Below are 14,954 nucleotides of genomic sequence, written 5' to 3' on the forward strand. Positions count from 1 at the left end.
AGCCGTTCGTCGGTCGCCCTAAAAGGTGTAAGTTCGTCTCCAGAGTGAGCGATTCGGACCGCCGCGCGGTCTCAGTCGAGCCAGTCATGTTCATGCAGCTATTTATCAGGCTGCGATATTTGTTTCGTGGGAATTCTTATGCGCCTTAAAAACTGCCTGTTCGCAGGTTGTCTGTCCCTCATGAGCCTCCCGGCCCTGGCCGAGACGGTGAACAATCTCTATCAGGTGCGCGAGCCGGTCAGCGGGCAGAGCCCCGATGAGAAAACCCGTGCGACCCAGGCTGCGCTGGAAACCCTGGTCATTCGGTTGACCGGTGACCCGAAGGCCGCTCAAGGGCCGGGCCTTGCCGACGTGCGCAAGGACCCGCAGCAGATCATCAGTCAGTACGGCTATGACGCAGGGCCGCCCGAGTCCTTGCAGGTGGATTTCGATCCATCGAGCACCGACCGGGCATTGCGTCAGGCCGGTTTGTCGCTGTGGGGCTCAAACCGTCCGGTGATCATGGCCTGGTGGCTGAACGACGCCACTGATGGCGCCAATCTGGTCGGTGACGGCCAGCCGAGTGCAGAACCGCTGCGCCGCGCCGCCCAGCATCGGGGCCTGCCGCTGCGTCTGCCGCTGGCGGACCTGGGTGAGCAGGGCATCGGCAACGCCAAAACCCTCGACGGCACGGACGTCGCGCCGCTGAAGCAGGCGTCCGAGCGCTATGGCTCTGACGCCATTCTTGCCGTTCACGCACAGGAAAATAGCGGTCAGTGGCAGGGCAAATGGCACCTGTGGCTGGGCGACAAGATGGAGCAGGGCAGCGCCAGCGGGGCCAGTTCCGCCGAGCTGGCCGACGCGGTGCTGCTGTCGGTGAGTCAGCGTCTGGCGCCGCGTTTCGTGGTCAAACCGGGCGCCTCATCGAGCATGGCGCTGGAAGTCCAGGGCATGACCCTGGAGCGTTACGCCCAACTGGGCCGTCTGTTGGAGCCGTTTGGTGGCCGCCTCAAATCGGTAGACGCGGATCGGGTGACGTTTGACGTCAGCGGCAGCACCGACCAGCTGCGCTCGCAATTGTCCCTGGCGAAGTTGCAGGAGGTGCCAGCGGGTGAGGTCGCTGCAGCGCCGGTCGATGCCGGACAAGTGCCTGCTGTCGGTGCTGCGCCGGGTGCACCTGCGCCGGTCCCCGCGCCTGTCGCCACACAAACACTGCACTTCCGCTGGTGAGCGGGTTCATAACGGCGTGCGTGAAGCATTTTATTTTGGGTTGAGGGGCGGTAATGACTGATACACGTCGTTGGTTCTGGCTGGGCGGGGTTGTCCTGCTGTGCCTGTTTGTCTGGCTGCTGCACGCCATCCTTACGCCGTTTCTGGTGGCGCTGCTGCTGGCTTACATGGGCGATCCCCTGGCAGATCGGTTGGAAAAGCTGAAATTCTCACGCACCTGGAGTGTGGTAACGGTCTTCGTGTTCTTCACCCTCATTTTCATGGGGCTGTTGTTGGTGCTGGTGCCGATGCTCGCCAAGCAGCTGTACCGCTTGTACGAACTGGCGCCGCAGATACTCGACTGGTTGCAGCACACCGCGCTGCCGTGGACTCAGGCGAAATTGGGGCTGGCGGACGGGTTCTGGAAGTTCGACAAGGTCAAGGCGGCGATCTCCGAACACATGGGGCAGACCGGCGACATCGTCGGAATCATTCTGGCCCAGGCCACGACGTCGACGCTGGCGCTGATCGGCTGGTTGACCAATCTGGTGCTGATCCCGGTGGTCTGCTTCTATTTATTGCGTGATTGGGACGTGATGATGGCGAAGGTGCGCAGCCTGCTCCCCCGTCATCGCGAGAAGAAGATCGTGGCGCTGGCCGATGAGTGCCACGAAGTGCTGGGTGCGTTCATTCGCGGTCAGTTGCTGGTGATGGTGGCGCTTGGGGTGATTTACGCGGCGGGCCTGATGCTGGTCGGCCTTGAGCTTGGTCTGTTGATCGGGGTCATCGCGGGTCTGGCAGCCATCGTGCCTTATATGGGCTTCGTGATCGGCATCGGCTCGGCGATTCTGGCGGGTTTCTTCCAGTTCGGCGGGGATCTGTACCCGATGCTGGGGATTGTCGCGGTGTTCATGGTCGGTCAGGCGCTGGAAGGGATGGTGCTGACGCCGTTGCTGGTGGGCGATCGGATCGGCCTTCATCCCGTGGCGGTTATCTTCGCGATCCTGGCCGGTGGCGAACTGTTCGGTTTCACCGGCATCCTGCTGGCCCTGCCGGTGGCGGCGGTGATCATGGTGCTGGTGCGGCATGTGCACGATTTGTATAAAGAGTCGGATATCTACGGCGGGATGGAAGATCCGGATTTGTAGGTGTTCGGGCGCGACCTGTCTGTAGGAGTGAGCTTGCTCGCGATCGCGGTATATCAGTCTCAGAAATAGAGTCTGGCAGTGCGCAATCGCGAGCAAGCTCACTCCTACAGGGTATCGGTGTGACGCCCATAATCCGCGGCCTGGCCCGGGATAGACGCAAGCCTTTGATTTTGCACGCCCTCTGGCGCATTGTGCGGCCCGTCCTGCGGGTATAAACTTTGCACACTTTACACAGAGGCCCCTTGGCGGTTCTTCACCGAGCCGTTCAGCCAGCATGAAACCAGTTCAGCTGCCCCTGAGTGTGCGTCTGCGTGATGACGCCACCTTTATCAATTACTATCCAGGCGCCAATGCCGCTGCACTCGGCTACGTCGAGCGCCTGTGCGAAGCCGAGGCCGGGTGGACTGAAAGCCTCATCTATTTATGGGGCAAGCACGGGGTAGGGCGCACGCACTTGTTGCAAGCCGCCTGCCTGCGTTTCGAGCAGATGGGCGAACCCGCCGTTTACCTGCCCATGGCTGAAGTCATCGATGAAGGCGTCGAGCTGTTCGATCACCTTGAGCAATATGAGCTGGTGTGTCTCGACGACATTCAGGCCGTCGTCGGCAAGCCTGAATGGGAAGAAGCGCTGTTTCATCTATTCAACCGCTTACGTGACAGCGGCCGCCGTCTGCTGATCGCCGCGTCGTGCTCCCCTCGCGAGTTGCCGGTCAAGCTGGCCGACCTGAAGTCGCGGCTGACCATGGCGCTGGTGTTCCAGATGCGCCTGCTGTCCGACGAAGAAAAGCTCCGTGCCCTGCAATTGCGCGCTTCGCGCCGTGGCTTGCACCTGACGGATGAAGTCGGGCATTTCATCCTCACCCGGGGCAAACGCAGCATGAGTGCGCTGTTCGATCTGCTCGAAGAACTCGATCAGGCGTCCTTGCAGGCCCAGCGCAAGCTGACCATTCCCTTCCTTAAAGAGACCTTGGGTTGGTGAATCCGCCCGTGGTCGATCAGGCGCTGGTCCTGCAGACCGCAGCGGCCCTGCGTCATGCCAAACGCATTCTGATCATCACCGGTGCCGGGCTGTCGGCGGATTCCGGCCTGCCGACTTATCGCGGAGTGGGCGGCCTTTATAACGGCCATACCGACGACGGGCTGCCCATTGAAATGGCGCTGTCCGGCCCGATGCTACGTCGCGACCCCGCCCTGTGCTGGAAATACATTGCCCAATTAGGCAGCGCGTGCCTCGGCGGACAGCCCAATGCGGCGCATTACGCCATCGCTGAGTTGCAGCGGCGCAAACCGGAATGCTGGGTGTTGACGCAGAACGTTGACGGCTATCACCGTGCGGCGGGGAGTCCGCCGGAGCGGTTGATCGAGATTCACGGCCAGTTGGCGCCGCTCTATTGCCAGTCTTGTGGCGCTGAAGACCCACAGTTGAGCGAGCACCTGCAACGGCCCTTGCCGCCTTTATGCACGCAGTGCCATGGCGTGCTGAGACCGCCGGTCGTCTTGTTTGAAGAGATGCTGCCAGAGCTGGCATTGAATGTGCTGTACGAAGAGATGGCAAAAGGCTTTGACGCTGTGCTCAGCATCGGAACCACTGCCAGCTTCCCTTATATCCACGAGCCGATGTTTCGGACGCGGGTGGCAGGAGGCTTTACCGCCGAGATCAACCCCTCGTCGACCGATCACTCCATTCACATGGATGCATTTCTGAGGTGTAGAGCCTTAGATGTGATGGAGGACCTGGTAAGTCACATTTGATTCGATTGAATTTGCAAATGATGACGATTGAGGGCATAGTCTCGGCTTCTTTACACATCCGCCACGGTCGTGCCCATGCTGAATCGCTTCGCACCCCTCGTGCCTCTCGCACTCGTAACGCTGCTGTTCGGCTGCGCGGCCCAGATGCCAGCGTCGCAACAACAGTCGCAGAACCCGCAATTCCGGGACTCTGCCACCGCACAAACCGCCAAGCGTGCCGATTACTCCTCTTCCGTACTGGATGACGAAATCGCCACCGAAGACGAATTGGCCCAGTTCTCCGACAACAAGCCGTATCAGTTGCCGGTCCTGGCTGACAGCATTCTGGAACGTGGCAAATCGTTGATCGGGACTCGCTACCGTTTCGGCGGCACCTCGACCACGTCCGGCTTCGATTGCAGCGGTTTCATTGGCTACCTGTTCCGCGAAGAGGCGGGCATGAGCCTGCCGCGTTCTTCCCGCGAAATGATCAATATCGACGCTCCTCTGGTCAAGCGTAACGACCTGAAGCCTGGTGACCTGCTGTTCTTCAGCACCGCAGGCCGCGGCCGCGTCAGCCATGCCGGCATCTACCTGGGCGATGACCAGTTCATCCACTCCAGCAGCCGTCGCAGTGGCGGTGTGCGCGTCGACAGCCTCGACGATGCTTACTGGGCCCGTACGTTCATCGAAGCCAAGCGCGCGCTGGCCATGGCACCTTCCCAGGTTCCAGAAACCACGACCGCCATGACCTCGACTACAATCAAGCGCCAACACCGTTAAATACGGGCCGCGCAGTTAGGGGAAACCCTGATTGCGCAAGGTTCCGGCCTCCGGCAGAGTAAGCCGCATCCTAGGAAGGTTGTTGTGTTTATGTCGATTACGGTTCGCCTGGCTGTTGCTTCACTGGCTGCATTGCTGGCCGCTTGTTCCAGCACTCCGCCGCCATCTCCCCCCAAGGTCGCCTATCGGCCTGTGATCGCTGCTCCCCCTCAATTCAATTCTCCCGTTGCGGATGACGTGCTGTTACGTGCCATCGGCCTTGTTGGCACGCCGTACCGTTGGGGTGGCAATACGCCTGATTCGGGGTTCGATTGCAGTGGTTTGATTGGCTACGTCTATCACGACGCTGCTGGCATCACCCTGCCGCGCTCGACCCGTGAAATGATCACCCTGCGAGGCCCGGACATCGACCGCAGTCAGTTGCAGACTGGCGACTTGGTGTTCTTCGCCACGGGCGGCGGCTCGAACGTGAGCCATGCCGGGATCTATGTCGGTGAAGGCCGCTTCGTGCATGCGCCTGCCACCGGTGGCACCGTCAAGCTCGACAGCCTCGACAAGCCGTACTGGCAGAAAGCCTGGCTGAACGCCAAACGTGTGATCCAGCCGTCGAATCTCGCGCGCAGCAACTGATCCTTTTCCCTGTGGTTTGCTGCGTGGTTGTTGCGCAGCAAACACCTGACTCGCCTTCCTTGCTAAAACTCGCGGACGCCACTGCTGGCAAGCCGTGCTGCTTCAGGGATGCGGCAGATCCTTCGCCGCTTCGATTGACGCTCGGTAGTCAACCCTCTAACCTTCGCCGATTGTTTCAGGTGCCCGCTAAAAAGGGTGAAACAGGGAAGCCGGTGCGAACGCCTTTGCGATCAATTCCGGCGCTGCCTCCGCAACGGTAAATGAGTCAAGGCTGCGCACGATGCCACTGTGTTCGATGAACATGGGAAGGCGCGCCGCCCCTGTTTCGCTCATGAGTCCGGAGACCGGCCTGATCCATTCAACAGCATCACGGAGGGCGATGCTCTGCGCAGGCTCGGCGTTTGTCCGGTGCCTGCTGTCAGCCTTTGTCCGTGCCCTCCGTTTGCCACACCTGCCCTCAAGCGGAGAGCTGAGATGAGCGAATCCCCCGAACGTGACGAACGCCACCTGGCGCGCATGCTGCGCAAAAAGGCGGTGATGGACGAGCGCATTGCCAGCGCCCCCAATGAATGCGGCCTGTTGCTGGTCCTGACCGGCAACGGCAAGGGCAAGAGCAGCTCGGCGTTTGGCATGCTGGCGAGGGCCATGGGCCACGGCATGCAGTGCGGCGTGGTGCAGTTCATCAAAGGCCGCAACGCCACGGGCGAAGAGCTGTTCTTCCGCCGTTTCCCCGAGCAAGTGCGCTATCACGTCATGGGCGAAGGCTTCACGTGGGAGACCCAAGACCGTCAGCGTGACATCGCGGCGGCCGAGGCGGCGTGGGTCGTGACCCGAGAATTTCTGCGTGATCCCGAGATCGGCCTAGTGATCCTCGACGAACTGAACATCGCCCTCAAACACGGCTACCTCGATCTGGAACAGGTGTTGAGCGACCTCCAGGCGCGTCCGCCGATGCAGCACGTGGTCGTCACCGGCCGTGGCGCGAAGCAGGAATTGATCGACCTGTCTGACACGGTGTCCGAGATTGGCGTGGTCAAGCACGCGTTTCAGGCGGGCATCAAGGCGCAGAAGGGCATTGAGCTGTGAGTGAGGCTCGTCGATGCCCTGCGGTTTTGATCGCGGCGCCCGCGTCCGGCCAAGGCAAAACCACTGTGACAGCGGCGTTAGCCCGTCTGCATCGCAATCAGGGTCGTAACGTTCGAGTGTTCAAATGCGGTCCGGATTTTCTCGACCCGATGATTCTCGAACGCGCCAGCGGTAATCCCGTTTATCAATTGGACATGTGGATGGTCGGCGAGGATGAGAGCCGACGCCTGCTGTGGGAAGCCGCCGCCGATGCTGATCTGATCCTGATCGAGGGTGTGATGGGGCTGTTCGACGGAACGCCTTCCAGCGCGGATCTGGCGCGGCGTTTCGGCGTGCCGGTGCTGGGCGTGATCGACGGCACGGCCATGGCTCAAACCTTCGGGGCGCTGGCGTTGGGCCTCGCGCGCTATCAACCGGACCTGCCCTTCGCGGGCGTGCTGGCCAACCGGGTGGGCACCGTGCGTCATGCCCAGTTGCTCGAAGGCAGCCTGACTGAAGGCTTGCGCTGGTATGGCGCGTTGTCGCGGGAAACCGGCATCGAACTGCCGAGTCGCCATCTGGGGCTGGTTCAGGCGAGCGAACTGAACGACCTGGACGTGCGCCTCGACGCGGCCGCCGATGCATTGGCCAGCACCTGCGATTCGACGTTGCCACCCGCCGTGACCTTCGAAGCGCCCGATAGCGTGCCCGCTGAGCCGCTGTTGGCCAGCGTGCGCATCGCCGTTGCCCGTGACGAGGCGTTCGCCTTTACCTACGGCGCCAGCCTCGACCTGTTGCGGGCGATGGGCGCTGAGCTGCTGTTTTTCTCACCGATCCGCGACAGCCAGTTGCCAGACGCAGACAGCCTGTACCTGCCCGGTGGTTACCCGGAGCTGCATCACGTGGCGCTCGGTCAGAACCACTCGATGCTCGACGCCATTCGCGCTCACCACGCCGCAGGCAAGCCGCTGCTCGCGGAGTGCGGCGGCATGCTTTACCTGCTGAACGCCCTGACCGACGTAGACGGCCAACGCGCCGAACTGGTGGGCCTGTTGGACGGCGAGGCGGTGATGCAGAAACGCCTGGCCGCCCTGGCCCTGCAATCGGTCGAATTGCCGGAAGGGACCTTGCGCGGGCATACCTATCATCATTCGCTGACCAGCACCGAACTGACCCCGATTGCCCGTGGCGTCAGTCCCAACGGCGGGCGTGGCGCGGAAGCGGTGTACCGGGACGGGCGGATGACGGCGTCGTACGTGCACTTCTATTTCCCGTCCAACCCACAGGCGATGGCGGCGCTGTTTTTGCCATGACGTGTCTGTCGGTGTTCTCCATCGTAGGACTGACCCGATTTTCCGGTGGGAACACGGTTTCCTGTAGGAGCGAATTCATTCGCGAGAGGGCGGTACATCCGAAGCCTTTCTATCGGCCGTACCTTCGCATCGCGAATAAATTCGCTCCTACAGCAGGTGCACGTGTGGTCAGCCATGGCGAGGTGCTCTCGTGACTGATCACGCCTTCAGCGACGCCGAACGCGCGTCGGTCTACCGGGCCATTGCCGAACGCCGGGACATGCGGCATTTCACCGGCGGCTCCGTGACACCGGAGTTGCTGGCCCGCCTGCTGGAAGCCGCACACCACGCGCCGAGCGTCGGTCTGATGCAGCCGTGGCGCTTCATTCGGATCAGCGACCGTCAACTGCGCCGCCAGATTCAGGCCCAAGTTGAAGAAGAGCGCATCCGCACCGCTGAAGCCTTGGGCGAGCGCTCCGACGACTTCATGAAACTCAAGGTCGAAGGCATCAACGACTGCGCCGAAGTGCTCGTCGCGGCCTTGATGGACGATCGTGAGAAGCACATTTTCGGCCGTCGCACCTTGCCGGAGATGGACATGGCGTCGTTGTCCTGTGCAATTCAAAACCTGTGGCTTGCGGCCCGGGCCGAAGGGTTGGGCATGGGCTGGGTCTCATTATTCGAACCTCAAGCGCTGGCCGACCTGCTGGAGATGCCAACCGGTTCAAAACCTTTGGCGATCCTGTGTCTGGGCCCGGTCAAGGAATTTTACCCGGCGCCGATGCTGGTATTGGAGGGGTGGGCGCAGGCGCGTCCACTGCAAGAGTTGGTCTACGAAAACACATGGGGAGTGAGCGCATGAGCGTGGCGTTGTTGAGCGTCGCCGGGGTCGCGCTGGATGCGCTGCTGGGCGAGCCAAAACGAAACCACCCGCTGGTGGCCTTCGGCCGATATGCCGAGCGCATCGAGCAACGTTTCAACGGCGGCGGTCGCGGCTGGCGCAGCCATGGCGTCACGGCGTGGTTCATTGCGGTCATCCCGCTGACCCTGTTGGTGACCTTCCTCAGTTGGCTGCCTTATATCGGCTGGCTGGTAGAAGTCGCCGCGCTGTACTGTGCCCTTGGCCTGCGCAGCCTGGGCGAACATGTGGCGCCGGTGGCGCAGGCCTTGCGCAGCGATGACCTGAAAGAGGCGCGGCATCGCGTGGGTTTCCTCGTCAGTCGCCAGACGTCTGAACTGGACGCCACCGAGGTCGCCCGCGCCGCCACCGAATCGGTGCTGGAAAACGGCAGCGACGCCGTGTTCGCCGCGATCTTCTGGTTCGTCGTGCTGGGCGCGCCCGGCGTGATCCTCTATCGCCTGAGCAATACCCTCGACGCGATGTGGGGCTATCGCAACGAACGCTTCGAACGTTTCGGTTGGGCGGCGGCAAAGATTGACGACCTGCTCAATTACATTCCTGCGCGTCTGGTGGCGTTGACCTACGCAGTGCTCGGCAAAACCCGACTGGCGTTGCGCTGCTGGCGGACGCAGGCCCCCAAATGGGACAGCCCGAACGCGGGTCCCGTCATGGCGGCAGGTGCCGGTGCCTTGGGCGTCGAACTCGGCGGCGCGGCGATTTACCATGGCGAGCTGCACCAGCGTCCGCAATTAGGCGAAGGTGCACCGGCCGATGCGAATTCCATTGATCGAGGCTGGCAACTGGTGCAGCGTGGCGTCTGGCTGTGGTTGCTGATGTTGTGTCTGGGGACTGAATTCTATGCTTGAACACGGCGGTCGGTTGCGGGGTGCAGTACAGAAATACGGCATCGATGAGGCCGACTGGCTCGACCTGTCCAGCGGGATTTCACCTTGGTCCTGGCCGATTCCGCCGATCCCGGATTCAGCGTGGGCGCGTTTGCCTGAAACCGATGACGGCCTCGAAGCGGCCGCGTGTGCGTATTACGGCGTGGCGGATCTGCTGCCCGTGGCCGGTTCCCAAGCCGCGATTCAGGCGCTGCCGCGTTTGCGCCAGGCGGGCAAGGTCGGCGTGCTGTCGCCGTGTTACGCCGAACACGCCGAGGCTTGGCGCAGCAACGGATTTCTGGTGCGCGAAGTGCTGGAGCATGAGGTCGAGCGCTTCATTGATGTCCTCGACGTGCTGGTGGTGGTCAACCCGAACAACCCCACAGGCCTGAGCCTGACCCAGGAACGCTTGCTGGAATGGCATGCGCGGCTGGCGCAACGCGGCGGCTGGCTGGTGGTGGACGAAGCGTTCATGGACAACACGCCACACCTGAGCCTCGCCGCCGAAACCCAACGCCCCGGTCTTATCGTGCTGCGCTCCTTTGGCAAGTTCTTCGGTCTGGCAGGCGTGCGCCTGGGTTTCGTACTGGCCGAGTCGCGTTTTCTCAAAGTCCTGGCCAAACAGATCGGACCCTGGTCGGTGAGCGGTCCTACACGCATTCTGGGCAAAGCCTGCTTTGACGACGTCGAAGGTCATCGTGTGCAACGAGAGCGCACAGCGCACGCAAGTGAACGTCTGGTCGAGGTGCTGACCCGATACGGCTTCGCGCCCCAAGGGGGCTGCGCATTGTTCCAATGGCTGGTGACGCCGATGGCTGTTGAGCTGCACGAGTTCTGCGCCCAACGCGGGATTTTGTTGCGCATCTTCCTCAACAACAGCCCGGCTCACAGCAGCCTGCGTTTTGGTCTGCCTCGGGATGAAGCGGATTGGCAGCGACTGGCGCAGGCGTTGAGCGAATTTTCCGGGGAGCGTGCATGAATCATCCGAAGGCTGGCAAAACCCTCATGGTGCAAGGCACCACGTCGGACGCCGGTAAAAGCACGCTCGTGACCGCGCTGTGCCGCTGGCTGACCCGCCAGGGCGTGCGCACGGTGCCATTCAAGCCGCAGAACATGGCGCTCAACAGTGCCGTGACCGCCGATGGCGGCGAGATTGGCCGGGCGCAAGCCGTGCAGGCTCAGGCCTGTGGCCTCGAACCGCACACCGACATGAACCCGGTGCTGCTCAAACCCAACAGCGACACCGGCGCGCAAGTGATCATCCACGGGCGCGCGGTGACCACCATGAACGCCGTCGCTTATCACGACTACAAAGCCATCGCCATGCAGGCGGTGCTGGCCTCCCATAAACGGCTGAGCGAAGGCTGGCCGGTGGTCATGGTCGAAGGCGCGGGGTCGCCAGCGGAAATCAATCTGCGGGCGGGCGACATTGCCAACATGGGCTTTGCCGAGGCGGTGGATTGCCCGGTGTTGCTGGTGGCCGACATCAATCGCGGCGGTGTTTTCGCGCATTTGGTGGGCACGCTGGAACTGTTGTCCACCAGCGAACAGGCGCGGGTTAAGGGCTTCATCATCAACCGTTTCCGGGGCGATATCGCCTTGCTGCAACCGGGTCTGGACTGGCTTGAACAGCGCACCGGCAAACCGGTGGTGGGCGTTCTGCCGTATGTCATGGACCTGCATCTGGAGGCCGAAGACGGCCTCGATCAGCGTCAGACCGACAAGGCCGAACAGGTGCTGAACGTCGTCGTGCCGGTGCTGCCACGCATCAGTAATCACACCGATTTCGACCCGCTGCGTCTGCACCCGCAGGTCAATCTGCAATTCGTCGGACCGGGTCAGGTGATCCCCCCCGCCGACCTGATCATCCTGCCGGGTTCGAAGAGCGTGCGCAGCGACCTGACCTACCTGCGCAACAACGATTGGGACACGGCCATCGCCCGGCATCTGCGCTACGGCGGCAAAGTGCTGGGGATTTGCGGCGGTCTGCAAATGCTCGGCGAGGAGCTGCATGACCCGCTGGGGCTCGAAGGCGCCGCAGGGTCGAGCCCCGGTCTGGGCCTGTTGGCCATTAGCACGGTGCTGGAAAAGGAAAAGCAGCTGCGTAATGTCACCGGGCGGTTGACCCTGGAAGATGCAAACGTCAGCGGCTATGAAATTCATGCGGGCGTGACCACCGGACCTGCGCTTGAGCGCCCATTGGTACAGCTCAGCGACGGCCGATGCGATGGCGCGCAAAGCGCCGATGGCCAAGTGCTCGGCTCCTATTTGCACGGTTTGTTCGAAAACCCGGCGTCCAGCAGCGCCTTGCTGCGCTGGGCCGGTTTGCAAGACGTACAGTCTGTCGATTATCACGGGCTGCGCGAGCGCGACATCGAGCGGTTGGCCGATCTGGTGGAGAACCATCTGGACGGCAAACTGCTGCGCGAACTCTGCGGACTGGAGCCTGTTTGATGTTGCAACTGATCCTCGGCGGTGCGCGTTCCGGCAAGAGTCGGCTGGCGGAAAAGCTGGCCAGCGACAGTGGCCTCGATGTCGTGTACATCGCCACCAGCCAGCCGCTGGACGGCGAGATGAATCAACGGGTGGCGTCGCACCGCGCACGTCGCCCGGACACGTGGGGGCTGGTCGAAGAACCGCTTGAGCTGGCCCGCGTGCTGAAAGAAAACGCAGAGGAGGGCACCTGCCTGTTGGTGGACTGCCTGACCCTGTGGCTGACCAATCTGCTGATGCTGGACGATCCGCAGCGACTGGCGCAGGAGCGCGACGTCTTACTCGACTGCCTGGCGCAGCTGCCGGGCGACATCATTTTTGTCAGCAACGAAACCGGGCTGGGCGTCGTGCCCCTCGGTGAACTGACCCGTCGTTATGTCGATGAAGCCGGTTGGCTGCATCAGGCGCTGGCCGAACGGTGCCAGCGTGTGGTGTTTACCGTCGCCGGTCTGCCCATGACCCTGAAAGGAACCCCGCTATGAGCAATGCCTGGTGGCTCGCGCCGTCCCGAGAAGTCGATCAAGCCAGCCGTGAGCAGGCGTTGGCCCGGCAGCAGCAACTGACTAAGCCGACTGGCTCGTTGGGCCAGCTGGAAGCGGTCGCCGTGCAACTGGCCGGTCTGCAAGCCGAGGTTAAACCTACGCTAGATAAGGTTTGGATCGCGATTTTTGCGGGCGATCATGGCGTCGTCGCGGAAGGGGTGTCGGCTTATCCCCAGGAAGTCACCGGGCAGATGCTGCACAACTTCATCATGGGCGGCGCGGCGATCAGCGTCTTGGCGAAACAGCTTTCGGCACAGCTGGATGTGGTCGATCTCGGCACCGTCTCGCCGCTGAACCTGCCGGGTGTGCGTCACCTGAACCTTGGCGCGGGCACGGTCAATTTCGCCAAGGCCGAGGCAATGACTCAGGAACAGCTGGAAGGCGCGTTGGCAGGCGGGCGTGACAGCGTGTTGCGCGCCAAAGCCGTCGGCACTGAGCTGTTCATCGGCGGTGAGATGGGCATCGGCAACACCACGGCCGCCAGCGCAGTCGCCTGCTCGTTGCTGAACTGCCCGGCGCCGCTGTTGGTAGGGCCGGGAACCGGGTTGGACGCGCAAGGCATCAACCATAAAGCTCATGTCATCGAACAGGCGCTGCAACGGCATGCGGCTCATTCCGGCGATGCGCTGGGCAGCTTGCGTGCGCTGGGTGGTTTCGAAGTGGCCGCGTTGGTCGGCGCGTACCTGGCCTGCGCTCAAGAGGGTATCGCCGCGCTGGTGGACGGCTTTATCTGCACCGTGGCGGCGTTGGTGGCCGTGCGCTTGAACCCGTCGTGCCGCGAATGGCTGTTCTTCGCCCATCGCGGCGCTGAGCCGGGTCATCGCCATGTGCTGGAGACCTTGCAGGCCGAGCCTTTGCTGGAACTGGGCCTGCGGCTGGGCGAGGGCAGTGGTGCTGCGTTGGCGGTGCCGCTGTTGCGTTTGGCGTGCGATCTGCACAACGGCATGGCGACGTTCGCTGAAGCCGCCGTGGCGGATCGCCCGGCATGACGTTGCACCTGGACCTGCTGCGTCATGGTGAAACCGAACAGGGTGGCGGCTTGCGCGGCAGTCTGGACGATGCGTTGACCCCGACCGGCTGGCAGCAGATGCGTGATGCCGTTGCGCTGCGTGGCGAGTGGGACCAAATTGTCAGCTCCTCTTTGCAACGCTGCGCGCGGTTCGCGGAAGAACTGTCGGCGCGGTTGTCCTTGCCGCTGCAACTCGAACCCGATCTACAAGAGCTGCATTTCGGCGACTGGGAAGGCGTGAGCACCGCGCAACTGATGGAGACCGACGCCGATGGGCTGGGTCGCTTCTGGGAAAACCCCTACACCTTCACGCCGCCCAATGGCGAGCCAGTGTCGACGTTTTCCCAGCGTGTGCATGGCGCGGTCCGACGTCTTCACGCCGCTTACGAGGGCGAGCGGATTCTGCTGATCAGCCATGGCGGCGTGATGCGCCTGTTGCTGGCCCAGGCTCGCGGTTTGCCCCGTGAGCAGCTGCTACAGGTGGTCGTCGGTCATGGCAGCCTGTTCGGGATCAATGTCGACGCGGATGGCGCGCTGACGGAGGTGTAAATGCTGCCGTTCTGGATCGCCCTGCAATTTCTCAGCAGCCTGCCCATTCGCCTGCCGGGCATGCCCGCACCTCAAGCGTTGGGGCGATCGCTGCTGTTTTATCCACTGGTGGGCGTGCTGTTCGGCTCGATCCTGATGGGCCTGAACCTACTGCTCGACGGCGCTCCTCTTCTGCTTCACGCCGCCTTGCTACTGGCCGCGTGGGTGCTGCTCAGCGGCGGCCTGCACCTGGACGGGCTGGCGGACAGTGCCGATGCGTGGCTCGGTGGTTTCGGCGACCGCGAACGCACCCTGACCATCATGAAAGACCCTCGCAGTGGGCCGATTGCCGTGGTCACCCTGGTGATCGTGCTGCTGCTGAAATTCACCGCCGTACTGGCGCTGGTCGAACAGCACCACAGCGTTGGCCTGCTGTTGGCCCCCGTCATCGGACGGGCTTCGATGCTGGGGCTGTTCCTCACTACGCCTTACGTGCGAGCGGGTGGATTGGGCCAGGCGCTGGCGGATCACCTCCCGCGTCGTCTTGGGGCGCAAGTGCTGGCGTTGACGACGCTGGCCTGTGTCCTGGTGGCGGGCTGGGCCGGGTTGTGGTCGGTACTGTTCGCGATGGTCGGGTTTTTCGGGCTTCGTCGATTGATGATCCAGCGGCTGGGCGGCAGCACGGGCGATACCGCCGGGGCGTTATTGGAGTTGCTGGAGACGCTGGTGGTGGTGACGTTAGTGTTGCGCTGATCCAGAT

Annotated in this window: 16 protein-coding genes and 1 riboswitch; all 16 genes read left to right on the plus strand. The window is 62.6% G+C overall.

Translation table 11 applies throughout. The features are described from left to right. Nucleotides 1-138: 138 nt before the first annotated feature. Nucleotides 139-1,209 (plus strand): DUF2066 domain-containing protein, encoded by a 1,071-nt coding sequence (locus GVN17_RS18130; RefSeq protein WP_166596633.1) that lies wholly within the window; start codon nt 139-141, stop codon nt 1,207-1,209. Nucleotides 1,210-1,262: 53 nt separating this feature from the next. After that, nucleotides 1,263-2,336: an AI-2E family transporter gene (locus GVN17_RS18135; protein ID WP_166596634.1), complete on the plus strand. Its 1,074-nt coding sequence runs from the start codon at nt 1,263-1,265 to the stop codon at nt 2,334-2,336. Nucleotides 2,337-2,610: 274 nt separating this feature from the next. Continuing rightward, nucleotides 2,611-3,315 carry a DnaA regulatory inactivator Hda gene (gene hda / locus GVN17_RS18140; protein WP_166596635.1) on the plus strand — a complete coding sequence of 235 codons (705 nt, stop codon included), beginning with the start codon at nt 2,611-2,613 and terminating at the stop codon, nt 3,313-3,315. Nucleotides 3,316-3,323: 8 nt separating this feature from the next. Further along, the gene (locus GVN17_RS18145; RefSeq protein WP_166596794.1) at nt 3,324-4,088 is read left to right on the plus strand and encodes an NAD-dependent deacylase; all 765 of its coding nucleotides are present in this window, start codon (nt 3,324-3,326) and stop codon (nt 4,086-4,088) included. Between the two features lie 75 nt (nt 4,089-4,163). After that, nucleotides 4,164-4,850: a C40 family peptidase gene (locus tag GVN17_RS18150; protein WP_166596636.1), complete on the plus strand. Its 687-nt coding sequence runs from the start codon at nt 4,164-4,166 to the stop codon at nt 4,848-4,850. A 90-nt stretch (nt 4,851-4,940) separates the two neighbouring features. Next, the gene (locus tag GVN17_RS18155) at nt 4,941-5,480 is read left to right on the plus strand and encodes a C40 family peptidase (protein WP_166596637.1); all 540 of its coding nucleotides are present in this window, start codon (nt 4,941-4,943) and stop codon (nt 5,478-5,480) included. Nucleotides 5,481-5,640: 160 nt separating this feature from the next. Then, nucleotides 5,641-5,848: riboswitch (cobalamin riboswitch) on the plus strand. A gap of 106 nt (nt 5,849-5,954) precedes the next feature. Beyond that, on the plus strand, nt 5,955-6,566 hold the full coding sequence (gene cobO / locus GVN17_RS18160; protein WP_166596638.1) for a cob(I)yrinic acid a,c-diamide adenosyltransferase: 612 nt from the start codon (nt 5,955-5,957) through the stop codon (nt 6,564-6,566). Continuing rightward, nucleotides 6,563-7,858, plus strand: a complete 1,296-nt coding sequence (locus GVN17_RS18165) for a cobyrinate a,c-diamide synthase (RefSeq protein WP_166596639.1) — start codon at nt 6,563-6,565, stop codon at nt 7,856-7,858. Before cobO ends, GVN17_RS18165 begins: the two co-directional genes overlap by 4 nt. Nucleotides 7,859-8,048: 190 nt before the next feature. Beyond that, entirely contained in the window at nt 8,049-8,699 is a 651-nt protein-coding gene (bluB, locus tag GVN17_RS18170; protein ID WP_166596640.1) for a 5,6-dimethylbenzimidazole synthase, read from the plus strand. Then, nucleotides 8,696-9,604, plus strand: a complete 909-nt coding sequence (gene cbiB, locus GVN17_RS18175) for an adenosylcobinamide-phosphate synthase CbiB (protein ID WP_166596641.1) — start codon at nt 8,696-8,698, stop codon at nt 9,602-9,604. Before bluB ends, cbiB begins: the two co-directional genes overlap by 4 nt. Beyond that, the gene (gene cobD / locus GVN17_RS18180) at nt 9,597-10,601 is read left to right on the plus strand and encodes a threonine-phosphate decarboxylase CobD (protein WP_166596642.1); all 1,005 of its coding nucleotides are present in this window, start codon (nt 9,597-9,599) and stop codon (nt 10,599-10,601) included. The genes cbiB and cobD overlap by 8 nt, the downstream gene beginning before the upstream one ends. After that, nucleotides 10,598-12,076 carry a cobyric acid synthase gene (locus GVN17_RS18185; protein WP_166596643.1) on the plus strand — a complete coding sequence of 493 codons (1,479 nt, stop codon included), beginning with the start codon at nt 10,598-10,600 and terminating at the stop codon, nt 12,074-12,076. Before cobD ends, GVN17_RS18185 begins: the two co-directional genes overlap by 4 nt. Beyond that, nucleotides 12,076-12,597 (plus strand): bifunctional adenosylcobinamide kinase/adenosylcobinamide-phosphate guanylyltransferase, encoded by a 522-nt coding sequence (gene cobU / locus GVN17_RS18190; protein WP_166596644.1) that lies wholly within the window; start codon nt 12,076-12,078, stop codon nt 12,595-12,597. The genes GVN17_RS18185 and cobU overlap by 1 nt, the downstream gene beginning before the upstream one ends. Further along, nucleotides 12,594-13,646, plus strand: coding sequence for a nicotinate-nucleotide--dimethylbenzimidazole phosphoribosyltransferase (gene cobT / locus GVN17_RS18195; protein ID WP_166596645.1), 1,053 nt, complete (start codon nt 12,594-12,596; stop codon nt 13,644-13,646). The genes cobU and cobT overlap by 4 nt, the downstream gene beginning before the upstream one ends. Then, complete coding sequence (gene cobC / locus GVN17_RS18200; RefSeq protein ID WP_166596646.1) at nt 13,643-14,215, plus strand: alpha-ribazole phosphatase family protein; 573 nt, start codon at nt 13,643-13,645, stop codon at nt 14,213-14,215. The genes cobT and cobC overlap by 4 nt, the downstream gene beginning before the upstream one ends. After that, the gene (locus GVN17_RS18205; protein WP_166596647.1) at nt 14,216-14,947 is read left to right on the plus strand and encodes an adenosylcobinamide-GDP ribazoletransferase; all 732 of its coding nucleotides are present in this window, start codon (nt 14,216-14,218) and stop codon (nt 14,945-14,947) included. The last annotated feature ends 7 nt before the right edge of the window (nt 14,948-14,954 follow it).

The organism is Pseudomonas sp. SLFW, assembly GCF_009905615.1.
Lineage (GTDB): Bacteria > Pseudomonadota > Gammaproteobacteria > Pseudomonadales > Pseudomonadaceae > Aquipseudomonas > Aquipseudomonas bambusae.